The sequence below is a fragment of the Enterobacter sp. UPMP2061 genome (assembly GCF_053709615.1).
Genome location: NZ_JBSKJP010000012.1, coordinates 41999 through 64998, shown reverse-complemented (window position 1 = coordinate 64998; position 23000 = coordinate 41999). Strand labels below are relative to the sequence as shown.

At 57.5% G+C, this 23000-nt stretch carries 22 protein-coding genes; 10 read left to right on the top strand and 12 right to left on the bottom strand.

Annotated features, from left to right (window positions below):
• Positions 1-19 precede the first annotated feature (19 nt).
• Positions 20-1297, top strand: coding sequence for an MFS transporter (locus tag ACWKXX_RS18780; protein WP_261665886.1), 1278 nt, complete (start codon positions 20-22; stop codon positions 1295-1297).
• Here the strand turns inward: ACWKXX_RS18780 and rhaM are convergent.
• The 9 genes from rhaM to rhaB all read right to left on the bottom strand — a co-directional run bounded on the left by rhaM (position 1285) and on the right by rhaB (position 11171).
• Positions 1285-1599, bottom strand: a complete 315-nt coding sequence (gene rhaM / locus ACWKXX_RS18775) for an L-rhamnose mutarotase (protein WP_015569925.1) — start codon at positions 1597-1599, stop codon at positions 1285-1287. The genes ACWKXX_RS18780 and rhaM overlap by 13 nt on opposite strands.
• Positions 1596-2744: a lactaldehyde reductase gene (fucO, locus tag ACWKXX_RS18770; RefSeq protein WP_454540840.1), complete on the bottom strand. Its 1149-nt coding sequence runs from the start codon at positions 2742-2744 to the stop codon at positions 1596-1598. The genes rhaM and fucO overlap by 4 nt, the downstream gene beginning before the upstream one ends.
• Before the next feature lie 97 nt (positions 2745-2841).
• Positions 2842-3846, bottom strand: a complete 1005-nt coding sequence (locus ACWKXX_RS18765; protein WP_015569926.1) for an ABC transporter permease — start codon at positions 3844-3846, stop codon at positions 2842-2844.
• Positions 3843-4847, bottom strand: coding sequence for an ABC transporter permease (locus ACWKXX_RS18760; RefSeq protein ID WP_032668955.1), 1005 nt, complete (start codon positions 4845-4847; stop codon positions 3843-3845). Before ACWKXX_RS18760 ends, ACWKXX_RS18765 begins: the two co-directional genes overlap by 4 nt.
• Positions 4848-6350, bottom strand: a complete 1503-nt coding sequence (locus ACWKXX_RS18755) for a sugar ABC transporter ATP-binding protein (RefSeq protein WP_045338758.1) — start codon at positions 6348-6350, stop codon at positions 4848-4850.
• Between the two features lie 99 nt (positions 6351-6449).
• A complete protein-coding gene (gene rhaS, locus ACWKXX_RS18750) occupies positions 6450-7436 on the bottom strand; it encodes a rhamnose ABC transporter substrate-binding protein (RefSeq protein WP_015569929.1) in 987 nt (328 codons plus the stop codon).
• A gap of 82 nt (positions 7437-7518) precedes the next feature.
• Positions 7519-8349: a rhamnulose-1-phosphate aldolase gene (gene rhaD, locus ACWKXX_RS18745; RefSeq protein WP_015569930.1), complete on the bottom strand. Its 831-nt coding sequence runs from the start codon at positions 8347-8349 to the stop codon at positions 7519-7521.
• A gap of 96 nt (positions 8350-8445) precedes the next feature.
• Positions 8446-9705, bottom strand: a complete 1260-nt coding sequence (gene rhaA, locus ACWKXX_RS18740) for an L-rhamnose isomerase (protein WP_045142625.1) — start codon at positions 9703-9705, stop codon at positions 8446-8448.
• Positions 9702-11171, bottom strand: a complete 1470-nt coding sequence (gene rhaB, locus ACWKXX_RS18735; RefSeq protein WP_261665890.1) for a rhamnulokinase — start codon at positions 11169-11171, stop codon at positions 9702-9704. Before rhaB ends, rhaA begins: the two co-directional genes overlap by 4 nt.
• A gap of 301 nt (positions 11172-11472) precedes the next feature.
• Here rhaB and rhaS (ACWKXX_RS18730) point away from each other — a divergent pair, with 301 nt between their 5' ends.
• Positions 11473-12309: an HTH-type transcriptional activator RhaS gene (gene rhaS, locus ACWKXX_RS18730; protein WP_015569934.1), complete on the top strand. Its 837-nt coding sequence runs from the start codon at positions 11473-11475 to the stop codon at positions 12307-12309.
• A gap of 73 nt (positions 12310-12382) precedes the next feature.
• The gene (rhaR, locus tag ACWKXX_RS18725; RefSeq protein WP_261665891.1) at positions 12383-13231 is read left to right on the top strand and encodes an HTH-type transcriptional activator RhaR; all 849 of its coding nucleotides are present in this window, start codon (positions 12383-12385) and stop codon (positions 13229-13231) included.
• Here rhaR and rhaT read toward each other — a convergent pair whose 3' ends face one another.
• The gene (rhaT, locus tag ACWKXX_RS18720; RefSeq protein WP_017694058.1) at positions 13232-14266 is read right to left on the bottom strand and encodes an L-rhamnose/proton symporter RhaT; all 1035 of its coding nucleotides are present in this window, start codon (positions 14264-14266) and stop codon (positions 13232-13234) included.
• Positions 14267-14554: 288 nt separating this feature from the next.
• Between rhaT and sodA the strand changes: the two genes are divergently transcribed.
• Positions 14555-15175, top strand: a complete 621-nt coding sequence (sodA, locus tag ACWKXX_RS18715; RefSeq protein ID WP_003861999.1) for a superoxide dismutase [Mn] — start codon at positions 14555-14557, stop codon at positions 15173-15175.
• Positions 15176-15241: 66 nt separating this feature from the next.
• Entirely contained in the window at positions 15242-15925 is a 684-nt protein-coding gene (gene yiiM, locus ACWKXX_RS18710) for a 6-hydroxyaminopurine reductase (RefSeq protein ID WP_045142628.1), read from the top strand.
• Positions 15926-15968: 43 nt separating this feature from the next.
• Here the strand turns inward: yiiM and cpxA are convergent, their stop codons facing one another.
• Together cpxA and cpxR are read right to left on the bottom strand one after the other, a co-directional pair.
• Entirely contained in the window at positions 15969-17342 is a 1374-nt protein-coding gene (cpxA, locus tag ACWKXX_RS18705; protein ID WP_015569937.1) for an envelope stress sensor histidine kinase CpxA, read from the bottom strand.
• Positions 17339-18037: an envelope stress response regulator transcription factor CpxR gene (gene cpxR, locus ACWKXX_RS18700; protein ID WP_003862004.1), complete on the bottom strand. Its 699-nt coding sequence runs from the start codon at positions 18035-18037 to the stop codon at positions 17339-17341. Before cpxR ends, cpxA begins: the two co-directional genes overlap by 4 nt.
• 150 nt (positions 18038-18187) lie before the next feature.
• On the opposite strand from cpxR, the gene cpxP reads away from it, so the two are divergent.
• The 5 genes from cpxP to ACWKXX_RS18675 all read left to right on the top strand — a co-directional run bounded on the left by cpxP (position 18188) and on the right by ACWKXX_RS18675 (position 22937).
• Positions 18188-18694: a cell-envelope stress modulator CpxP gene (gene cpxP, locus ACWKXX_RS18695; RefSeq protein WP_003862006.1), complete on the top strand. Its 507-nt coding sequence runs from the start codon at positions 18188-18190 to the stop codon at positions 18692-18694.
• A 153-nt stretch (positions 18695-18847) separates the two neighbouring features.
• Positions 18848-19732 carry a CDF family cation-efflux transporter FieF gene (gene fieF / locus ACWKXX_RS18690; RefSeq protein WP_017382698.1) on the top strand — a complete coding sequence of 295 codons (885 nt, stop codon included), beginning with the start codon at positions 18848-18850 and terminating at the stop codon, positions 19730-19732.
• Positions 19733-19916: 184 nt separating this feature from the next.
• Positions 19917-20879, top strand: coding sequence for a 6-phosphofructokinase (gene pfkA, locus ACWKXX_RS18685; RefSeq protein WP_003862009.1), 963 nt, complete (start codon positions 19917-19919; stop codon positions 20877-20879).
• A 213-nt stretch (positions 20880-21092) separates the two neighbouring features.
• Complete coding sequence (locus ACWKXX_RS18680) at positions 21093-22082, top strand: sulfate ABC transporter substrate-binding protein (protein ID WP_003862012.1); 990 nt, start codon at positions 21093-21095, stop codon at positions 22080-22082.
• 111 nt (positions 22083-22193) lie between these two features.
• The gene (locus ACWKXX_RS18675; RefSeq protein ID WP_003862014.1) at positions 22194-22937 is read left to right on the top strand and encodes a CDP-diacylglycerol diphosphatase; all 744 of its coding nucleotides are present in this window, start codon (positions 22194-22196) and stop codon (positions 22935-22937) included.
• Positions 22938-23000 lie beyond the last annotated feature (63 nt).

Below are 23000 nucleotides of genomic sequence, written 5' to 3'. Positions count from 1 at the left end.
TCCGTTGAGGATAAAAATAATGAACACAACAACCTGTACCCACAAAGACAACCCTAACTTCTGGATCTTCGGGCTGTTCTTCTTTCTCTACTTCTTCATCATGGCCACCTGCTTTCCGTTCCTGCCGATCTGGCTGTCGGACATCATCGGCCTGAACAAAACCCATACCGGGATTGTTTTCTCCTGCATCTCGCTGTCGGCCATTGCCTTCCAGCCGGTGCTGGGGGTCATTTCCGACAAGCTGGGGCTGAAAAAACATCTGCTTTGGATCATCTCGGTGCTGCTGTTCCTGTTCGCGCCGTTCTTCCTGTACGTCTTCGCCCCGCTGCTGAAAACCAATATCTGGCTGGGGGCGCTGAGCGGTGGGATCTATATCGGCTTTGTCTTTTCAGCGGGTTCGGGGGCGATTGAGGCCTACATTGAGCGCGTGAGCCGCAACAGCTTTTTTGAGTACGGCAAAGCGCGTATGTTTGGCTGTCTCGGCTGGGGGCTCTGCGCCTCAACGGGCGGCATCCTGTTCGGCATCGATCCGTCGTATGTATTCTGGATGGGGTCGGGAGCGGCGCTGTTGCTGATGCTGCTGCTGGTGGTCGCGAAACCGAAGCCCAACCAGACGGCGCAGGTGATGAATGCCCTGGGTGCGAATCAGCCGCAGATCACCGCTAAAACCGTCTTTACCCTGTTCCGCCAGCGCAGAATGTGGATGTTCATCCTGTACGTGATTGGCGTGGCCTGCGTGTATGACGTCTTCGACCAGCAGTTTGCCACCTTCTTCAAAACCTTCTTCGCCACGCCGCAGGAGGGGACCCGCGCCTTTGGTTTCGCCACCACGGCGGGGGAAATCTGTAACGCGATCATCATGTTCTGCTCGCCGTGGATCATTAACCGCATCGGCGCGAAAAACACGCTGCTGATTGCCGGGGTGATCATGGCGACGCGCATTATCGGCTCGTCGTTTGCCACCACCGCCGTGGAGGTGATTGCCCTGAAGATGCTGCACGCGCTGGAAGTCCCGTTCCTGCTGGTGGGGGCATTCAAGTACATCACCGGGGTGTTTGATACGCGCCTGTCGGCCACCATCTACCTGATTGGCTTCCAGTTTGCCAAACAGTCGGCGGCGATCTTCCTCTCCGCCTTTGCCGGAAATATGTATGACCGGGTCGGCTTCCAGGAGACGTATCTGATACTGGGCTGCTTCGTGCTGGCGATCACGGTGGTGTCGGCGTTTACGCTGAGTGGCAGGCGGGAGATTGCTGCCGCCTCGGGGGCAGCAGCGTTAACACATCAGTCCAGGTAAAACACCTCTTTCAGCGCCGAACTCACCGGGCTGTTATCCGGGTTCGACGGCATAACGTCACCCATATATTTCCACCAGCGCTGGCAGACATCGGTGTTTGCCACCGCGTTCCAGCGCTCTTCCGATTCAATCTCCACCGTCGCAAACAGCAGGTTGCGAGCTTTGTCGAGATAGATGGCGTAGTGGTGCGCGCCGTGGGCTTTCAGCACCGCTTCCAACTCGGGCCAGATCGGGTTGTGGCGACGTGCGTACTCCTCGTGCGCGTCCGGGTTTACCTGCATCACAAACGCTTTGCGGATCATAATGCCTCCAGGTACAGCTCGCGGACCTCATCGCGGCTGGCGGTGCGCGGGTTGCACGGCGCGCACGGGTCGGCGAGGGCTTTATCCAGCCAGCCTTCAATATCGGCTTTGGTGACGCCGAGCTGGCTAAATCCGGACGGAATGCCGACCCGGGCGCTCAGGTCGCGAATCGCCTGAATAGCTGACATGCTGGCCGCTTCATCGCTCATGCCGCGCGTGTCAACGCCCATCGCCTGCGCCACGCGGGCAAATCGGGCAACCGCGTTCGGGCGGTTAAAGTTTTCGATGATCGGCAGCAGAATGGCGTTGCACACGCCGTGCGGCAGGTTGTGCGTCGCGCCCGGCTGGTGCGCCAGGGCGTGCACCAGCCCCAGACCGGCACTGTTAAACGCCATGCCCGCCAGATACTGACCAAAGGCCATCTGCTCGCGCGCTTCCAGGTTATGACCATCGTCAACCGCTTTCGGCAGCCAGAGGTTGATCAGGCGAATCGCCTCCAGCGCGTTAGCATCGGTCAGCGGGTGCGCGCCGACGGACACGTAGGCTTCAATCGCATGGGTCAAGGCATCCATGCCGGTTGCGGCGGTCACGGAGGCCGGAATATCAAGCATCACGCTGGCATCGTCCACGGCGATATCCGGGATGATGTTCGGGTCGATAATCACCTCTTTCACCTTCCGCGCGGAGTCAATGATCACCGAGTTGCTGGTCATCTCTGCTGCCGTGCCTGCGGTGGTGTTGATCGCCACCAGCGGCACGCCCGCGTTTTTCACCTTGCCGACGCCGGAGTAATCGGTTGACGGACCTGGGTTGGCGGTGAGGATTTTGATTGCCTTGGCGGTATCAATCGGGCTGCCGCCGCCAAAGGCAATCAGGTAATCACACTCCGCATCCTGATATGCCGCATAGCCTTTTTGCACCAGCGCTTCCGTCGGATTCGGGAATACCTCATCGAACAGGTGATACGACATCTGATGGGCGTCGAGCGCGGAAAACAAACTGTCGAGCAGGCCAAGTTTCACCAGCTGGCCGTCGGTGACAATCAGCGCTTTTCCCCACTGTTTGTTTGCCACCAGATTGACCATATCGCCGATCGCGCCCGCGCCGTGCAGGCTGATTTTGGGGAGCGCCAACATAAAGCTCATGATAATTCTCCTTAATTACTGTGATTTTTATGCCCGGCGGCGCTGCGCTTGCGCGGGCCTACGGTTAAGTAGGCCGGGTAAACGCAGTGCCACCCGGCTATGAGATCCGTCTTCGCTGCATCACCCGGCGGGTAATAATCGGCAGCGAAATCACCACGATCAGCATCGCGCCGATAATCACCGACATCACAATGCCGGGCACGTTGAGCAGGCTCAGGCCGAAGGTCACCAGCCCCATCAGGAAGGCGGCGATAATCACGCCCACCATGCTGCCGGACCCACCGAGAATATTGACGCCGCCGAGCACCGCCATCGTCACCACCGCCAGCTCCCAGCCCATCGCGATGGTCGGGCGGGTACTGCCCAGACGCGAGGTGAGTAGCACCGACGCCAGGCCGGACATCAGTCCTACCAGCGCAAACAGGATCAGGTTGTGGCGCTTCACGTTGATGCCGGAGTACCACGCGCCGGTCGGGTTGTTGCCGATGGCGTAGGTGCGGCGGCCAAAATTGGTGCGGTGCAGCACAAAGGCAAACAGAGCGGCCAGCACGATAAACAGCGCGAACTCAAACGACAGCGCACCCCAGACGTAGCCCTGGCCGAACCAGGCGAAGCTCTCCGGGTAGCTGTTCAGCGCCTGGTCCCCGAGCAGGATGTAGGTGATCCCGCGGTACAGGCTCATGGTGCCGATGGTGATGACGATGGACGACAGGTTAAAGCGCGTCACCAGAATACCGTTGAACAGCCCGCACAGTAGCCCGACGCCTAATCCCACGCACACCAGCAGTGGCGTATCGACGCCCGCTGCCGCGCAAAAGCCCATCACCGTGGAGCTGAGCGCGATGGTGGAGGCCACAGACAGGTCAATTTCCCGGGCGATAATCAGCATCGCCATCGGCAACACAATGATCGCTTTTTCCGTGAAGTTGAACGTCGCGTCGGAGAGGTTCCAGATATTGAGGAAGTAGGGCGAGGCGAGCGCGTTCACCACAAACACCGCCAGCGTCACCGCCAGCAGGAAGCCCTCCCAGCACAGCAGGCGCTGGAAGATGCCCGGCGCAGAAGTGGGTTTGAACTCTTCAGATGTCATCATTTTGCTCATGGTTTCACCGCCAGTTTCTGACGTGCCAGCGCCGCGTCGCGCAGGATCAGCCTGCCTTTGCGCCTGTTGCCGCGCTCGTTCAGCAGCACAGCGATTACAATGACCGAGCCGGAAATCGCCATCTGCCAGAACGGGGAGACGCCGATCACCGGCAGGGCGTTGTTGATGACGCCAAGGAACAGCGCCCCGAACAGACAGCCGAGCACGCGGCCGGTGCCGCCCATGGTGCTGATCCCGCCAATCACACAGGCTGCCACCACCTGCAATTCAAAACCGTTAGCGACGTCAACATACGCAACGGCAAAGCGTGATATCCACAGGTAGCCGCAGAACCCGGCCAGCAGACCGGAAAGGCAGAAGCTGATGAACTGCATTTTCCCGGCGTTGATCCCGGTGTAGTACGCTGCCGTGGCGTTCCCGCCTGCGGTGTAGAGCGCCCGTCCGGTGCGACTGTAGCGCAGGAAGTAGCCCACCAGCAGCAGTACGGCGATGGCGCACCAGCTCAGCACCGGCAGGCCCAGCACTGACGCACGCGGCAGGCCGAGGAAGTTTGCACCCATCTGGTTGGAGTTCACCCAGCCGCCGCCGGAGAGCAAAAAGATCATTCCGCGGTAGATGCTCATGGTGCCGAGCGTCACCACAATCGCCGGAATGCCCAGTTTCCACACCAGCAGGCCGTTTATTGCGCCCATCAGCAGCCCAAGCGCGCTGGCGAGGATCAGCAGCGCCCAGACGGGCACGTCCGGGTAATGGAAATTAATCAGGGCGACAATCATCCCGGTCAGGGCCAGATTAGCCGCCATCGACAGGTCGATGCCTTTAGTGAGCAGCACCATCATCTGCCCGAGCGCGAGGACGATCAGAATGGCGGTGTCGTTAAACATCTCCACCAGGTTGCCCGGTGCGATAAACGATGGCACGCGGCTGCCAATGGCGACGACCATCAGGACAATCACCGCGCCAAGCAGCGCCTCGCGGTGTTTTAAGAGTGAGCTAAGCATTTATGCCGCCTCCTGTTTTGCACCGCTGGCGGCGCTGACGATGGTTTCCGCCGTCGCGTCTCCCGCCTGGTATTCGGCCACCATCAGCCCCTCGTGCATGACGATAATGCGATCCGCCATGCCCATCACTTCCGGCAGTTCGGACGAGACCATAATCACCGCCAGCCCCTGACTGACCAGCTCGGACATAAACTGATGCACGGCTGCCTTTGAGCCGATATCGATGCCTTTTGTTGGCTCATCGAGGATGATCACGTCAGGGTGCGTCGCCAGCCATTTGCCGATCACCACCTTTTGCTGGTTGCCGCCAGAGAGGGTCTCCACCGCCTGCTTCCAGCTGAAGGCTTTCACTTGCAGGCGTCTGGCGTATTCGTCTGCCAGCTTCCATTCGCGGTCGTCGTGCAGTACGCCGTTCGGATTGAGCCTGCTGAGCTGAGGCAGGCTGATGTTCTGGGCAATGGACAGTTCGATAATCGCACCCTGCTTCTGCCGCTCTTCCGGCACGCAGACGATACCGGCTTTGATCGCATCCGCAGGCTGGCGGAAGCGCCGGGGCTGTCCGTTGAGGATAATTTCCCCGGACGACGGTCGCGTGACGCCGGAAAGCGCCTGCATCAGCTCGGTACGCCCGGCACCCACCAGCCCGTAAAAGCCGAGGATCTCCCCTTTACGCAGGGAGAACGAGATATGCGCAAACTCGGTCGGATGGCAGAGGTTTTTCACCTCCAGCACCGTCTCGCCTTTTTCGCAGTCTATTTTCGGGAAGGTTTGGGTAATGGCGCGCCCGACCATCATCGACACCATCCGCTCCTCGGTGATCTCATTTATTGCCCCTGCACCGACGAACACGCCGTCGCGCAAAATGGTGTAGTGATCGGCCAGCTCAAAAATCTCGTCGAACTTGTGGGAGATAAACAGGATGGCTTTTCCCTCCTGCTTTAAGCGCTCCACAATCTGGTAAAACTCGAGGATTTCATGCTGTGACAGCGCCGCTGTAGGTTCATCAAGAATAACCACCTGCGCCTCAAACGACAGCGCGCGGGCAATCGCCACCATGTGACGCTGGGCGATGCTCAGGGTTTTCAGCGTTGCGCGCGGGTCGATTTGCACCTCAAGGCGGGCGAGAATAGCCTGCGCCCGGCGGTGCATTTCCGGCCAGTCGAGCTTTTTCAGGAAGCCTTTGTGAAGGTACTGACCGACAAAGATATTTTCGGTGACCGAGAGTTCATCGAACAGGACGGTTTCCTGGTGAATGGCGGTGATGCCCATTTTATGCGCCGACTCCGGCGTCGGAAGGTGAACGGGGATCGCCTTGTAGAGAATTTCGCCCTCGTCGGGCTGGTATATGCCGGTCATCACTTTGACCAGCGTCGACTTGCCCGCGCCGTTTTCGCCGATAAGCGCCGTCACTTTGCCGGGCCACAGCGCAAGCTGCACGTTCTCAAGAGCACGCACGCCGGGGAACACCTTGGTGATGCCAGAAAGCTGTAGCAATGGGGTCATGATAGTTCTCCTGGACAGGGGAATTTGTAGGGCGGGTAAGCGGCAGCGCCACCCGCCTTTTGCCGGATGGCGCTACGCTTATCCGGCCTACAAATCGCATCAAAAGATTTTTGAGAACTTATCAATATTGCTGGCATCGTAAACGAACGGCTCGGCCATCGCGCCGTTGCCGTCGGCATCCAGCTTCACTTTGCCCAGCTTGCCCATGCTGGCCTCGCCTTTCGTGGCGTTGCCTTTCACCAGGTCATCCGCCAGGTAGGTTGCGGCATAGCCCAGGTCAATCGGGTTCCAGATGGCAAAGCTCTTGCTTGCGCCGGACTTCACCGCGCCCGCCATCTCAGACGGCAGGCCTAAACCGGTGACGTACACTTTGCCAATCTTGCCCTGGTCCTTCACCGCCTGCGCGGCAGCCACAATGCCCACGGAAGACGGCGAAACAATCACTTTCAGCTCCGGGTAGGTTTTCAGCAGGCCGACCGCTTCGCGGTAGCTCTTGTCAGAGAGATCGTCCCCATAGGCCACGGTCACCAGATTGACGGACGGGTACTTCGGCAGCACCTTTTTCATCTCCGCAATCCAGGTATTCTGGTTGGTGGAGGTTGGCGTGGCGCTCAGCACCGCCACATCGCCTTTCTCCACGTTCAGCGCTTTCAGGGCATCGGCGGCGAGCTTGACGTTAGTTTCGCCAATCAGGGCGTTATTGGACGGGTTGAGGTGGATCTGACGCCCGGCTTTCGCCACGCCGGAATCCCACGACACAACCTTGATGCCGCGCTGCATCGCTTTTTTCAGCACCGGCACGACGGCGTCCGGATCGTTCGCGGAAATCGCGATCGCATCCACGCCCTGGGCGATCAGCCCGTTCAGCACCTCGATCTGCGCTTCCGCCGTGGTGGTGGTCGGGCCGGTATAAATCACTTTTACATCGCCTAACTCTTTGGCCGCCTCCTGCGCGCCGACGTTCGCTGCCTCGAAGAATCCATTCCCTAAGGACTTCGCCACCAGGGCGATTTTCACTTCTGCTAAAGCGGAACCGGACAACGCCAGAGCGGCAACGGTGAGGATCAAGCTTGCTTTTATTTTCATTGCTTTTACTCCACTGACTTGAGTTAGTTGTAGGGATTGCAGGTGGTTTTCGCCCCGTCTCGGTGAGCGGGGCGCGATGTTGTTATTGGTACAAATCTAACGCCGACTGCATGGGGGTGACGCCAAAGCGTTTACCCAGGGCGATCAGTTCTTCCCGGGTGATGGTCTGCTTCATGCCGCCCATGGAATAGACCTTTACCAGCACTTCCGCGGATTTCTCGGCGGTGTCGATCAGGCCGAAGGTTTCATCCAGCGTCGGGCCGCTGCCGAAGACGCCGTGGAACGGCCACAGCACCAGTGAATGTTTCTGCATGTCCGTCGCGGTTGCCTGGCCGATTTCGTCGGTGCCCGGCACCATCCACGGCAGAATGCCGACGCCGTCCGGGAACACCACCAGACACTCGGTGCTGCCTTCCCACAATTTGCGGGTGAAGAAATCAGAATTGTTTTCCAGCACGTAGGTCAGGGCGATCAGGTTGGTGGCGTGGCAGTGCATGATCACGCGGTCCTTGCCATTGGTCGCCTTGATGCGCTCGCAGTGGGAGAGGAAGTGCGCCGGCAGTTCTGAGGTGGGCACCGCCTCATCCGTCAGCCCCCACAGAATGTGGTAGCCCGCGCCGTCGCTATCCACTTTCACTACGCCGAGGTTGGCCTGCGGGTCGAGCTGGACGTTGCGGAAGAACTTCCCGGAACCGGTGACGATAAACGGCGTGTTGGCGAGCAGCGGCATCGGCTGGCTCAGGGCGATATAGCGCGGCTTCTGGTGGAAATCGGCGGCAAATGGCTCGATATCCGCATCGTCCAGGCGTAGCGTCAGGTTGCCGCCGTTGCGCTCGTCCCAGCCCTTCAGCCAGGCGTCGGAGGTGGCTTTGATCATGCCCTGGACGAACCAGGAGGTGGTGATGGTCTGCATACTGTGTTTCCTTTGAAAATGCCGGGTGGCGCGTTGCTTACCCGGCCTACTTTTACCTGTAGGCCCGGCAAGCAACGCGCCGCCGGGCAATGTTTTTTACTGACGAGCGGCAAGAACGTCTTTCTCATATGCCCGCACGTTGTCCAGCCACTGGCTGCCCGCAGGCGCATCGTGACGCTGGCAGTACATCTCCCACACCGCCTGCCACGGCAGGGATTTCTGCTCTTCCAGCAGCGCCAGGCGCGCGGTGTAGTCGCCGTTTTCTTCCAGCTGTTTCAGGGCGGCGACAGGCTCCAGCAGCGCGCGCAGCAGGGCTTTCTTCATGTTGCGGGTGCCGATAACCCACGCCGCGATGCGGTTGATGGAAGCGTCGAAGAAGTCGAGACCAATGTGTACGCGGTCGAACAGATCGTGGCGGATGATTTCGCTGGCAATGGCCTGGGTTTCGTCATCCAGCAGCACCACGTGGTCGCTGTCCCAGCGCACCGGACGGCTGACGTGCAGCAGCAGGCGTGGCACGTAGAGCATGGCGGCGGAGATCTTGTCGGAGATCACCTCGGTTGGGTGGAAGTGGCCGGCATCCAGGCACAGCGCGGTCTGGCGGCTGGTGGCGTACCCCATGTAGAACTCGTTCGAGCCGACGGTGTAGCTCTCGGCGCCAATGCCGAACAGCTTGCTCTCCACGGCGTCGATGTGGTGCGCCGGGTCCAGCTTCTCGCTGATGGCCTCATCCAGCGCGGCCAGCAGGCGCTGGCGCGGAGCCAGACGGTCGACGGTGATGTCCTTCATACCGTCCGGGATCCAGATGTTCATCACCGACGGTGTGCCAAGCTGCTCGCCGAAATACGCAGAAACGCGGCGGCTGGCTTTGACATGGTCGATCCAGAACTGGCGGATTTCGTCGTTGGCGTGCGCAAGGGTAAAGCCGTCCGCGCTCAGCGGGTGCGAGAAGCAGGAGGGGTTAAAGTCCAGGCCCAGCTTGTTGGCTTTCGCCCACGCCACCCAGTTCGTAAAGTGCTCCGGTTTGATTTCATTACGCGCCACCGGCTCGTCGGATTCGAGATAAATGGCGTGCAGATTCAGGCGCTTTGGCCCGGGGATCAGGCTCAGCGCCAGCTCCAGATCCGCACGCAGTTCGGTGGCGTTGCGCGCTTTGCCCGGGTAGTTACCCGTGGCCTGAATACCCCCCGTCAGGGAACCGCCCGGGTTCTCAAAGCCAGCAACGTCATCACCCTGCCAGCAGTGCATGGAGACGGGCAGACGGTCGAGCTGGCGCAGCGCCTCTTCGACATCCACGCCGACGGCGGCGAAACGCTGTTTAGCCAGGTCCCAGGCTTGTTCAAGTTGAGTGGTCATGCGCAAAGCTCCTTAGTCAGTCGTTTTTGCTGAAACTGCGCCCGGTAGCGGGCAATTTCATGGCAGGGATGGGGGGTGAAGGTGGTCAGGCTGTTATTCGCCGTCACCACCGAACGGAAATCGTCAACGTTGGACAGTTCGTCCAGGGCCATCAGCTGAATGCCGATATTGCCGAGCGTGGAGGCTTCAATCGGACCTGCCACCACGGTAATGCCGCAGGCATCCGCGCAGAGCTGGTTCAGCAGCTGGTTCTGGCAGCCGCCGCCCACGATATGCAGCTGCGTGAACGGTTTGCCGCGAAGGTCGGCCAGCTCGCTCAGGATGTCGGCATAGAGCAGGGCGAGACTGTCAAAAATGCAGCGCGCCAGCTCGGCGGGGCGGGAAGGTACCGGCTGCCCCACTTCAAAACAGGCGGCCTGGATTTCAGCGCTCATGTGCGCCGGGTTGATAAAGCGGTCGTCGTTCGGGTTAATCAGGAAGGTGCAGGCCTTCAGCGTTTCGGTTTCCGCGATAAGCGCGGGCAGGTCGGTGATGTTCTGCTCTTTCAGCACCCGCTGGAGCAGCCACAGGCCCATGATGTTCTTCAGCACCCGGTAGCGCCCTTCGGCGCCACCTTCGTTAGTGATGTTCGCCGCCAGTGCGGCATCGCTGGTGTAGGGTGTTTTGCTCTCAAAGCCCATCAGCGACCAGGTGCCGGAAGAGAGGTACGCCGCGTCTTTGCCGGCGAGCGGCGAGGCAATGACCGCGCTCGCGGTGTCGTGACTGGCGACGGCGACAACAGGGATTTCATTCCCCTGCGGGCAAAGCCAGTGGCCGATCACATTGCCCGGATGGGTTGGCGCGCCGAACCAGGACGGCGAGGCGCCCGTCCAGGCCAGCAGATGTTCATCCCAGTTATCGGTGTTGATGTTAACCAGCTGCGTGGTGGTGGCGTTGGTGTATTCCCAGTTCATGTTGCCGGTCAGACGGTAGCTTAAGTAGTCCGGGATCAGCAGCGCATGCGCCACCTTTTCGACCAGCTCTGGCTGTTGCTCAACCAGCGCGCGCAGCTGATACAGCGTGTTAAACGGCAGAAACTGAATGCCGCTGCGACCATAGATGTTCTCCTTGCCAAGCTGGGCGATGGCGTGCGCCATTAGCCCATCGGTGCGGCTGTCGCGGTAGGAGACGGGCAGGCCGACGCGTTCGCCGTGACTGTCCAGCAGTACGTAATCCACACCCCAGGTATCAATGCCGATACTGTCGATGCGAATACCGTCTTCGCAGACGTTGTGAAGTCCGGTGCGGATCTCTGCTTCCAGGGCGTCGATATCCCAGGTAACAAAACCGTCCTGTTTTTGCAGACAATTGGCGAAACGGTGCATTTCGCGAAGCGTAAGGGTGTGCAGGTCGCAGTCCCAGGTGGCGAGCATTACACGGCCGCTGGATGCGCCTAAATCGACAGCCACACAATGGCGAAAAGTCATGGTCGGGTCCTTTCTTAAGTCATTAGCGAGGAGTGTAAGAAAGGGAAGAAATAGCCACCTTCTCGCCACTGACAGCCCAAATCTCGCGCTGGCAAGAAAGCAAAGATGAACGTGAGGGAGTTCACAGTTTCCAGTAATGGCGGGGTTTGCAGGCAGTGTGACGCTGACCGCATTTCCTGATCTTTCCGCCTGTTTCTTGAAAAACCGACAGCTTTTGCGCGGTTTGCTGTCAAAAATTTAAGGTGAGCGTGGAAGGCCTTAATTACTATTTTGAGAACTTTTCTCATTGGTGGGGGCCGTTATGACCGTACTGCACAGCGTCGATTTTTTTCCTTCGGGGGCTTCGCCGGTCGCGATTGAGCCACGGCTGCCTCAGGCTGCGTTCCCGGAGCATCATCATGATTTTCATGAAATTGTGATTGTTGAGCACGGAACGGGCATCCACGTGTTTAACGGTCAGCCGTATACCATCAGCGGCGGTACGGTGTGCTTCGTGCGCGATCACGACAGGCACCTGTATGAACATACCGACAACCTTTGCCTGACCAATGTGCTCTATCGTTCTCCGGATGCGTTCCAGTTTCTCTCCGGGCTGAATCAGCTGTTGCCGCAGGAGAAGGACGGTCACTACCCCTCGCACTGGCGGGTGAATCAGTCCACGTTGCAGCAGGTGCGTCAGCTGGTGAGCCAGATGGAGCAGAGCGAGGATGGACAGGAGACGCACGCCATTGCTACCCGCGAGCTGCTGTTTATGCAGCTGCTGGTGCTGCTGCGGCGCAGCAGCCTGGTGGAAGGGCTGGAAAATAACGACGCGCGCCTGAACCAGCTGATGGCCTGGCTGGAAGATCATTTTGCCGAAGATGTCTGCTGGGAAACGCTGGCGGATGACTTTTCGCTCTCGCTGCGCACGCTGCATCGTCAGCTCAAGCAGCATACCGGGCTGACGCCGCAGCGCTACCTCAACCGTCTGCGCCTGATCAAAGCGCGGCACCTTTTACGTCATACCGACGAAAGCGTCACCGATATCGCCTATCGCTGCGGATTCGGCGACAGTAACCACTTTTCGACGCTTTTTCGCCGGGAGTTTAACTGGTCGCCGCGCGATATTCGTCAGGGGAAAGACGCGTTGCTTCAGTAACGCGAGGGCAGTCACCGTTTTTTTGCTGCAAAAAGGCTAATAATGTCCGGTTATTCGCCGTAGAGGTTGTGGTGTGGCTGCTCAGCTCATTCTTCGCAAAGGTGATTTTTTTGCCTCCGCGAGTCAGGCCGTCGCGGTGGCCGACCGCTACCCGCAAAACGTCTTTGCCGAGCACACCCACGAGTTTTGCGAGCTGGTGCTGGTATGGCGAGGCAACGGCCTGCACGTCCTCAACGACCGCCCCTACCGCATCACGCGCGGAGACCTGTTCTACATCCGCGCTGAAGACAAACACTCCTACGCCTCGGTTAACGATCTGGTGTTGCAGAACGTCATCTACTGCCCCGACAGACTTAAACTGAATGTCGACTGGGCGGGCAATATCCCCCGTTTTCATGATGCCAGAGGCGAACCGCACTGGCGCTTAAGCAGCAACGGCATGGCTCAGGTGCGCCAGACGATTTCCCAGCTGGAGCAGGAGAGCCAGAAGAGCGATCCGGTGGCAAACCAGATGTCGGAGCTGCTTTTTGCCCAGCTGGTGATGACCCTGAAGCGGCATCGTTACGCTACGGATAATCCCTCTGCTACCACGCAGGAAGCGCTGCTGGATAAGCTCATCACCCGGCTTGCGGGCAGTCTGAACAAGAGTTTCGTGCTGGAAAAATTCTGCGAGCAGGAGCAGTGCAGCGAGCGCGCGCTGCGCCAGCAGTTCCGCACCCAGACGGGGATGACGGTCAACCACTATCTGCGCCAGCTGCGCATCTGCCACGCCCAGTACCTGTTACAGCATACGGAGCTGATGGTGAGTGAAGTGGCGATGCGCTGCGGCTTTGAGGACAGTAACTACTTTTCGGTGGTGTTTAACCGTGAGGTGGGGATGACGCCGGTTCAGTGGCGTCATCGCAGTCGAAAGGCAGCGTAATCAGTTCGCCATGCCGAGGCCGACGATATTGGCCGCAATGATAATCACCACACAGCCCAGGCTCAGCACGCCAACCGGACGACGCCCGGCATTGTTCCACTCTTTCAGCACCAGCCCAACCAGCCCGCCGCACAGCACGTAGAAGCTCATGTGCAGCATCCAGCTCATGTAGTCATACTGCGCCGGAATACTGGCGTGACCCCAGGCGTAGAAGAAGAATTGCAGATACCACATCAGACCGCCGAGGGCGGAGAGCAGGACGTTGGTGACGATCAGCGGTTTTGCCAGCGAGAAGTCGGCTTTTACCGACAGGTTCTTCACTTTTGCCAGACGAATGAAGCAGAAGCCGAGGTTTACCAGCGCGCCGCCGCCCATGATCACCACGTAGCTTGGCAGGGCAGCGTACAGCGGATCGACGCCCAGCGCCGCAGCGGCGTCGTGCATCGGTTTGGCGGCGTTCATGGCGAACGACATGCCCGCCGAGAATACGCCGCACATCACCGCCAGCAGCAGCCCTTTCTTCAGGTTGAACTCTTCGGCTTTGATGCCCATCTTGCGTTCTTTCAGCTGGCCTGCGCGGGTGACGATGCCCACGCCGATCACCGCCACCAGCACGCCCAGCAGCGTCATTCGCCCGCCCTGAGTGTTGATCAGCACGTCGAAGTGGCCGTTGAGGATTGGTGTCATCAGGGTGCCAACAATCAGCGTAATGCCAATCGCGATGCCAATCCCCATCGACATGCCTAGGTAGCGCATGGTGAGGCCGTAGTTGATATTACCGATGCCCCACATCGCGCCGAACAGGAATACCGGCAGCAGGGTGGAGGCGTTGAAGGAGGAGAAGTAGCCCCAGAAATCGGGCAGCAGCATGGCGCTGATTGTCCACGGCAAAATCAGCCAGGACACGGTGCCGCCAACGGACCACATGGTTTCCCATGACCAGCCTTTCACCTTTTTAAACGGGGCATAGAAACAGGCTGCACTGGCCGCGCCTATCAAATGCCAGAAAATACCCATCGTAATCGCATGATTCATTTTTACATCCTCATCGTTTTTATAGCCGGAGGCTTCCCGCCGACTTGATGAGTGTAAAAATGAGGCGGTTTGGGAACCTTCAGAAGGTTGCCGCACTTTTGTTCAGGATGGCAATCACCACGTTAAGCACGTGAGCAGACTCACAATTTTGTCATTTATCAAAAATCTAATAACCTTATAAAAACTACGGCATTGATAATCATTTTCAATATCATTTAATTAACTATAATGAACCAACTGCTTACGCGGCATTAACAGCTGTGCCGCCCGACAATAATGGAGAGGATTATGAGTTATACACTGCCATCCCTGCCGTATGCCTACGACGCACTGGAACCGCATTTCGACAAGCAGACGATGGAAATCCATCACACTAAACACCACCAGACCTATGTGAACAACGCGAATGCTGCGCTGGAAAGCCTGCCAGAGTTCGCTAATCTGCCTGTTGAAGAGCTGATCACCAAACTGGACCAGCTGCCGGCAGACAAGAAAACCGTGCTGCGCAACAACGCGGGCGGTCACGCTAACCACAGCCTGTTCTGGAAAGGCCTGAAAACCGGCACCACCCTTCAGGGCGACCTGAAAGCGGCTATCGAGCGTGACTTCGGTTCCGTTGACAACTTCAAAGCGGAATTCGAAAAAGCCGCTGCAACCCGTTTCGGCTCTGGCTGGGCGTGGCTGGTCCTGAAAGGTGACAAACTGGCGGTCGTTTCTACCGCTAACCAGGACTCCCCGCTGATGGGTGAAGCTATCTCTGGCGCATCCGGCTTCCCAATTCTGGGTCTGGACGTGTGGGAACACGCTTACTACCTGAAGTTCCAGAACCGTCGCCCTGACTACATCAAAGCCTTCTGGGATGTAGTGAACTGGGACGAAGCAGCAGCGCGTTTCGCCGCTAAAAAATAAGGTTGCATTGACGCCTGTGAGAAGCGAGTCTGATGACTCGCTTTTTTTGTATCTGAAGGAGTGGAGATGCATTACCCGGTGAATGTGTTTACAGGCAAGGTAAGGGAGTACGAAGGCAGCCGCCCGAGCGCCATCGCCAAAGTGCAGGTCGACGGTGAGCTGACGTTGACCGATCTCGGGCTTGCGGGTGACCAGCAGGCTGAAAAGAAAATCCACGGCGGGCCCGATCGCGCGCTGTGCCACTATCCGCGCGAGCACTATCAGCACTGGAAAGCCGAATTTCCTGAACAGGCGGACCTCTTCGTCGCCCCCGCGTTTGGCGAAAATCTCTCAACGGAGGGGCTGACGGAGAAGAACGTCTTTATCGGCGATATTTACCGCTGGGGCGATGCTTTGATTCAGGTCACCCAGCCGCGCTCACCGTGCTTTAAGCTTAATTACCATTTCGGCATTCAGGATATGTCGGCCCAGCTGCAAAACGCGGGTAAAACCGGCTGGCTGTATCGCGTTGTGCAGGCGGGACAGGTTTCGGCGGATGCGCCGCTTGAGCTGGCTTCGCGCCTGAGTGAGGTGTCGGTGTACGAGGCCTGCGCAATTGCCTGGCATATGCCGTTTGATGACGAGCAGTATCACCGCCTGCTGTCAGCGGCGGGATTATCCACCAGCTGGACCAGAACGATGCAGAAGCGGCGGATAAGCGGCAAGATCGAGAGTAGTTCGCGGAGATTGTGGGGGAAAGAGGTTCCGTAGAAAGTAGGCCGGGTAAGGCGAAGCCGCCACCCGGCACATACGGTTACGAACGCTTATACAGCGGCAGCCACAGCGTTAACCTCAGCCCGCCCAGCGGGCTGTCATCGGCTTTCACCCAGCCACGGTGCTGTTGCATGGCGGTTTCAACAATCGCCAGACCCAGCCCCGTACCGCCAGATTCACGGTCGCGCGCCTCGTCGGTGCGGTAGAACGGACGGAAAATCTGCTCGCGATCTTCCGGGCTGACGCCGGGACCATCGTCATCGACAATGACCGTAATCCCGTCTTTATCCACCGAAAACGCCACTTCAATCTTCGTGTGCGAATAGCGCAGGGCGTTACGCACGATATTCTCCAGCGCGCTTTCCAGCGTGTTGGGGTTACCGTAGAGCGGCCACGGGCCCGGCGGAAAGTTGACGGTGAACGATTTGCCCATCTGCTCCGCTTCGAACGCCGCGTTGTCCAGCACCTCATGCCAGAGGTGATTGGCTTTCACCGTTTCGCTCACCAGCGCGTTTTTCTGCTGATTGCGCGACATCACCAGCAGATCGTTGATCATGCTGTCCAGGCGATGCGCTTCCGTCTCAATACGCTCCAGCTCTTTACTCTCACCGCTGCGGCGGCGCAGCAGGGCGGTACCCAGCTGTAAGCGCGTGAGCGGCGTCCGCAGCTCGTGGGAGATATCCGACAGCAGGCGTTGCTGCGCGGTCATCATGCGGTCAAGAGCAGAGACCATCTGGTTAAAACTGGTTCCGGCGGCCAGGAACTCCTGCGGCCCGGATTCCAGCTCCGGATGCTGCCTCAGGTTGCCCTGCGCCACTTCGTCCGCCGCATTTTTCAGCTTACGCGCCGGTTTCGCCAGGCTCCACGCCAGCCATAACAGCAGCGGGGAACTGACCAGCATCGTGACAATCAACAGCAAAAGCGGACGGTCAAACAGCAGGTTGATAAAGTCGGACTGGGAACTGCTCGCAGGGCGAATCAGATAGAGCTGGTAATTGTCTTCCCCATCCCGCACCGAGAAAGGACCGACCATCTCTACCCGACCATATTTCTTTTTCTGTGGGTGATCGGCATTATCCGCCTGGCCAATAAAGTTGCGGATAATCTGCATTTCATTGCGATCGGCCCCAATCACGCGGCCTTCACTGGTGACCAGTAAAAGACGTTGTCCGGGGGGCGCCCACTTGTCGATAGCGCGAAACAACCTGCGCCACCACATTAAATCGTTCGGCGGATCGTTTGCCAGCTCCGCTTCCACGTGCTGCTCGATCATCACGCCCTGACGTTGCTCGCTGTCGAGTAGCTCCGTCATCTGGCGTGAGTCGAGTTTTGGCAACATCAAAACGAGCATTAAAACCAGTGCCAGCGTCAGCCAGAAGATGGCGAAGATGCGGGCGGTTAAGCTGCCTATCATGAAGCGGAAACCATCAGATAACCGCGACCACGCAGGGTTTTAAACCATGGGTGACCGTCTTTACGCTCCGGCAGCTTACGGCGCAGGTTAGAGATGTGCATGTCGATGGCGCGGTCAAACGGGGTGAGGCGTTTGCCGAGCACTTCCTGGCTTAAGTGTTCACGCGACACCACCTGGCCGAGATGCTGCGCCAGCAGATACAGCAGGGTGAACTCGGTGCCGGTTAGCTCCAGCGTTTCACCGTCGAAGCTCGCTTCCTGGCGGCCCGGGTTCAGGCTCAGGGAGTCCACTTCCAGCGTAGGTGAGCTGTTGTCGGTATTCTGCTGCTGCTCGCTCCAGTGAGAGCGGCGCAGGATCGCGCGAATACGGGCCACCAGTTCACGGTCGTTGAACGGCTTAGGTAAATAGTCATCCGCACCCAGCTCAAGGCCGAGTACGCGGTCAAGCTCGCTGCCGCGTGCGGTCAGCATAATGACGGGGGTCTGGTGTGTCTGGCGAAGCTCTTTCAACGTATCAATACCGTTTTTCTTCGGCATCATGACGTCGAGCAAAAGTAAATCGATGCTGTCGTCAAGGAGACTCAGCGCCTGCTCGCCATCATGGGCAACCAGGACGTTGAAACCTTCCATGTCGAGCAACTCCTTTAAAAGAGATGTGAGCTCTCGGTCATCATCAACTAACAGGATTTTATTCATTGTTTAAATACCTCCGAGGCAGAAATTACGACATCAAGGCTATCTAATCCATGACTTTACGTTGTTTTACACCCCCTGACGCATGTTTGCAGCCTGAATCGTAGACTGTCTCTCGTTGAATCGCGACACGAAAGATTTTGGGAGCAAGTGATGCGCAAAGTTACCGCTGCCGTCATGGCCTCAACGCTGGCCTTCAGTGCGTTTAGCCAGGCTGCTGTAGCTATCATCAGCGATAACGGTTCCTCAGCAGAGGGCGCAACGCAGCACAGCAGCCAAAGCCATATGTTTGACGGCATAAGTTTAACCGAACATCAGCGTCAACAGATGCGAGATCTGATGCAGAGGGCAAGACACGACCAGCCCCCTGTTAATGTTAGCGAAATGGAGACAATGCATCGCCTTGTCACCGCAGAAAATTTTGACGAAAGCGCTGTACGCGCTCAGGCCGAAAAAATGGCGCAGGAACAGGTTGCCCGCCAGGTAGAGATGGCGAAGGTTCGCAACCAGATGTTCCACCTGCTAACGCCCGAGCAGCAAGCGGTTTTGAATACCAAACATCAGCAACGTATGAATCAGTTGCGTGAGGTTGCACGGATGCAGCGAAGCTCAGATATGACGCTTTTCAGTAGCAATAGCAGTACCCGTAGTAACCAGTAAACCCTGTTTTCCTTGCCATAGACACCATCCCTGTCTTCCCCCACATGATGTGGGGGTTTTTTTTGCCCATCGTTCAGGTTTGTTAACGCTTTATTCATCCTTTCACTCCACCACCATCCGTTATACTAGCGCCATGGCATGACAGGAGTGTTTATGAATCAATCCTATGGACGGCTGGTAAGCCGGGCCGCAATAGCCGCGACGGTGATGGCGTCGTGTTTGCTGATCATTAAAATTTTCGCGTGGTGGTACACCGGGTCGGTCAGTATTCTGGCGGCACTGGTGGATTCACTGGTGGATATTGCCGCCTCGCTGACCAACCTGCTGGTGGTGCGCTACTCGCTGCAACCGGCGGATGAAGAGCATACGTTTGGCCACGGCAAAGCGGAATCGCTGGCCGCGCTGGCACAAAGCATGTTTATTTCGGGCTCTGCGCTTTTCCTGTTTTTGACCGGTATTCAGCATCTTATTTCGCCTTCTCCGATGAACGATCCGGGCGTTGGCGTGGTCGTAACGGTAGTTGCACTTATAAGCACACTTGTTCTTGTAACGTTCCAGCGCTGGGTTGTACGCAAAACACAAAGCCAGGCTGTACGGGCCGATATGCTTCATTATCAGTCTGATGTTATGATGAATGGGGCTATTCTTATTGCGCTTGGTCTGGCCTGGTATGGCTGGCATCGGGCCGATGCTTTGTTTGCGTTAGGGATAGGGATCTATATTTTATACAGCGCCTTGCGGATGGGGTATGAAGCGGTACAGTCGCTTCTTGACCGTGCGCTTCCGGATGCAGAACGTGATGAAATTTATGCCATCGTGACCAACTGGCCTGGCGTCAGTGGTGCTCACGATCTTCGTACGCGGCAGTCAGGGCCGACCCGCTTTATTCAGATTCATTTGGAAATGGAAGACAACCTGCCACTGGTTCAGGCGCATATGGTCGCTGAACAGGTGGAGCAGGCGATTTTGCAGCGTTTCCCTGGGTCAGACGTCATTATTCATCAGGATCCGTGCTCTGTCGTACCCAGGGCGTTTTGAGCTTTCGTAATTCGTTGTAAAAAAGTGAGCCAGAGCAGCATTTTGTGGATAAATTACCACCATATGGCCTGACCTGAATCAATTCAGCTGGAAGGGATTGATATACTATTTGCAGTATTCGACGGTTGAACAGTTTCTTCCGGCAGCAGATTTCAATTTTGCATTCCTAAGTTCAGAGGTAGTCATGATTAAGAAAATCGGTGTGTTGACAAGCGGCGGTGATGCGCCGGGCATGAACGCGGCAATCCGTGGGGTTGTCCGTGCAGCGCTGACGGAAGGTCTGGAAGTTTTTGGTATCTATGACGGTTACCTGGGTCTGTATGAAGACCGCATGGTTCAGCTCGACCGCTACAGCGTGTCTGACATGATCAACCGTGGCGGTACTTTCCTCGGTTCTGCACGCTTCCCGGAATTCCGTGACGAACACATCCGTGAAGTGGCTATCGAAAACATGAAAAAACGGGGTCTGGATGCGCTGGTGGTTATCGGCGGCGACGGCTCCTACATGGGTGCAAAACGTCTGACTGAAATGGGCTTCCCGTGCATCGGCCTGCCTGGCACCATCGACAATGACATCAAAGGCACCGACTACACCATCGGTTACTTCACCGCGCTGGGTACCGTTGTGGAAGCGATTGACCGCCTGCGTGACACCTCTTCCTCTCACCAGCGTATTTCTATTGTTGAAGTGATGGGCCGTTACTGCGGTGACCTGACTCTGGCGGCGGCAATTGCCGGTGGCTGTGAGTTCGTGGTGGTACCGGAAGTGGAATTTAGCCGTGAAGATCTGGTCGCTGAAATCAAAGCCGGTATCGCGAAAGGTAAGAAACACGCCATCGTTGCTATCACCGAGCACATCTGTGACGTTGACGAGCTGGCGAAGTACATCGAAACCGAAACCAAACGCGAAACCCGCGCGACCGTTCTGGGTCACATTCAGCGTGGTGGTTCCCCAGGCCCGTACGACCGTATCCTGGCGTCCCGCATGGGCGCGTACGCGATCGAGCTACTGCTTCAGGGTCACGGCGGCCGCTGCGTCGGTATCCAGAACGAGAAACTGGTTCACCATGACATCATCGATGCCATTGAAAACATGAAGCGTCCGTTCAAAGGTGACTGGCTGGACTGCGCGAAAAAACTGTACTGATTGATTGACTCTGTTGCCCGGTGGCGCTGCGCTTACCGGGCCTACAAAAGCACGATTCGTAGGCCGGGTAAGGCGTAACCGCCACCCGGCTTTTTTATGCGTGCACGCTTTTTTATTCCACTACGTTATAGCCAATCTTTTTTTATTCTTTAATCATCGGTTAGCTTTCTGGCACGCTGCATTCATCAAAACACTACACAAGAGAGCTGGGCGATGAATAAATGGGGCGTGGGGTTAACATTATTGCTGGCATCGACCAGCGTTCTGGCAAAGGACATTCAGTTACTGAACGTGTCGTACGATCCGACGCGTGAACTGTACGACCAGTACAACAAAGCTTTCGCGGCGCACTGGAAACAGGAAACCGGCGATAACGTGGTGGTTCGCCAGTCTCACGGCGGTTCCGGTAAGCAGGCGACATCGGTGATCAACGGTATTGAAGCCGATGTGGTTACCCTGGCGCTGGCTTATGACGTGGACGCGATCGCAGAGCGTGGCCGTATCGACAAAAACTGGATCAAGCGTCTGCCGGACAACTCTGCGCCATACACCTCGACCATTGTCTTCCTGGTGCGTAAAGGCAACCCGAAACAGATTAAGGACTGGAACGACCTGATTAAGCCAGGCGTGTCTGTCATTACCCCGAACCCAAAAAGCTCCGGCGGCGCACGCTGGAACTATCTGGCAGCCTGGGGCTACGCGCTGCACCACAACAACGGCGATCAGGCCAAAGCACAGGACTTCGTCAAAGCACTGTTTAAAAACGTCGAGGTGCTGGACTCCGGCGCGCGCGGCGCAACCAACACCTTCGTCGAACGCGGCATTGGCGACGTGCTGATCGCCTGGGAAAACGAAGCCCTGCTGGCGACCAACGAGCTGGGTAAAGACAAGTTCGAGATCGTCACCCCGAGCGAATCCATCCTCGCTGAGCCGACCGTCTCCGTCGTCGATAAGGTTGTTGATAAGAAGGGCACCAAAGCGGTGGCGGAAGCCTATCTGAAGTACCTCTACTCACCTGAAGGGCAGGAAATTGCGGCGAAAAACTTCTACCGCCCACGCGATGAGGCCGTCGCGAAGAAATACGAAAACGCCTTCCCGAAACTGAAGCTGTTCACTATTGATGATGTGTTTGGCGGCTGGACCAAAGCGCAGAAAGAGCACTTCTCTAACGGAGGCACCTTCGACCAGATCAGCAAGCGCTAAGCGTTTTACAAAGAACGACACGGTAACCCGGTGTGAGAAATCCGCCGGGTTTTTTATTTGGTCATCATTTTGCGTTACTCTTTTGCCTCTATTGAAAACAGGGAACGCGTTGTGAAAAAAATTATCTTACTGATTCTGATCGTTATCGCCCTTGCCGCAGGCGGCGTGTACTGGATGAAAGCGGGTAATCCGAATGCGTTGCGTCATATCGTTCTCGACCAGTGTGTGCCCAACCAGCTGCATAACCGTAACCCGGCACCGTGTGCGCAGGTGAAGCCAGATGCGGGCTACGTGGTGTTCAAGGACCGCAACGGGCCGCTGCAATACCTGCTGATGCCCACGTACCGTATCAACGGCACCGAAAGCCCGCTGCTGACTGAGCCGCAGACACCGAATTTCTTCTGGCTGGCATGGCAGTCTCGCCATTTTATGAGTATGAAACGGGGGGCCGACGTGCCTGACAGCGCCGTTTCGCTGACCATCAACTCCCCGACCGGGCGCACGCAAAACCATTTTCATATCCACATCTCCTGTCTGCGCCCGGACGTGCGTGAGAAGCTGAACGCGTCGCAGGGGCAAATCAGCACCCAGTGGTTACCGCTTCCGGGCGGGCTGGAAGGGCATGAATACCTTGCCCGTCGGGTGACGGAGAACGAACTGGTGCAGCGCAGCCCGTTTATGATGCTGGCGGAAGAGCTGCCGGAAGCCCGCGATCATATGGGACGCTTCGCGCTGGCGATGGCGCAGCAGTCGGACGGCTCGTTTGTATTGCTGGCGACAGAGCGTAACCTGCTTACCTTTAACCGCGCGTCGGCTGAGGAATTGCAGGATCATCAATGCGATATCCTGAAGTGACCCCACCATAAATAGCGTTTACTCGCCCTGCCTGTCGCCGTAGACTTGCTGAAAAATTCTACA

Coding starts and splice junctions, on each gene's coding strand:
- ACWKXX_RS18755 (WP_045338758.1), bottom strand. CDS start 6,350: ATGACCCCATTGCTACAGCTTTCTGGCATCACCAAGGTGTTCCCCGGC.
- ACWKXX_RS18765 (WP_015569926.1), bottom strand. CDS start 3,846: ATGAGCAAAATGATGACATCTGAAGAGTTCAAACCCACTTCTGCGCCG.
- rhaA (WP_045142625.1), bottom strand. CDS start 9,705: ATGACCACTCAACTTGAACAAGCCTGGGACCTGGCTAAACAGCGTTTC.
- fucO (WP_454540840.1), bottom strand. CDS start 2,744: ATGAGCTTTATGTTGGCGCTCCCCAAAATCAGCCTGCACGGCGCGGGC.
- pfkA (WP_003862009.1), top strand. CDS start 19,917: ATGATTAAGAAAATCGGTGTGTTGACAAGCGGCGGTGATGCGCCGGGC.
- sodA (WP_003861999.1), top strand. CDS start 14,555: ATGAGTTATACACTGCCATCCCTGCCGTATGCCTACGACGCACTGGAA.
- ACWKXX_RS18760 (WP_032668955.1), bottom strand. CDS start 4,847: ATGCTTAGCTCACTCTTAAAACACCGCGAGGCGCTGCTTGGCGCGGTG.
- cpxA (WP_015569937.1), bottom strand. CDS start 17,342: ATGATAGGCAGCTTAACCGCCCGCATCTTCGCCATCTTCTGGCTGACG.
- rhaD (WP_015569930.1), bottom strand. CDS start 8,349: ATGCAGACCATCACCACCTCCTGGTTCGTCCAGGGCATGATCAAAGCC.
- fieF (WP_017382698.1), top strand. CDS start 18,848: ATGAATCAATCCTATGGACGGCTGGTAAGCCGGGCCGCAATAGCCGCG.
- cpxP (WP_003862006.1), top strand. CDS start 18,188: ATGCGCAAAGTTACCGCTGCCGTCATGGCCTCAACGCTGGCCTTCAGT.
- ACWKXX_RS18680 (WP_003862012.1), top strand. CDS start 21,093: ATGAATAAATGGGGCGTGGGGTTAACATTATTGCTGGCATCGACCAGC.
- rhaB (WP_261665890.1), bottom strand. CDS start 11,171: ATGACTTTTCGCCATTGTGTGGCTGTCGATTTAGGCGCATCCAGCGGC.
- ACWKXX_RS18780 (WP_261665886.1), top strand. CDS start 20: ATGAACACAACAACCTGTACCCACAAAGACAACCCTAACTTCTGGATC.
- rhaT (WP_017694058.1), bottom strand. CDS start 14,266: ATGAATCATGCGATTACGATGGGTATTTTCTGGCATTTGATAGGCGCG.
- yiiM (WP_045142628.1), top strand. CDS start 15,242: ATGCATTACCCGGTGAATGTGTTTACAGGCAAGGTAAGGGAGTACGAA.
- rhaS (WP_015569929.1), bottom strand. CDS start 7,436: ATGAAAATAAAAGCAAGCTTGATCCTCACCGTTGCCGCTCTGGCGTTG.
- rhaM (WP_015569925.1), bottom strand. CDS start 1,599: ATGATCCGCAAAGCGTTTGTGATGCAGGTAAACCCGGACGCGCACGAG.
- rhaS (WP_015569934.1), top strand. CDS start 11,473: ATGACCGTACTGCACAGCGTCGATTTTTTTCCTTCGGGGGCTTCGCCG.
- cpxR (WP_003862004.1), bottom strand. CDS start 18,037: ATGAATAAAATCCTGTTAGTTGATGATGACCGAGAGCTCACATCTCTT.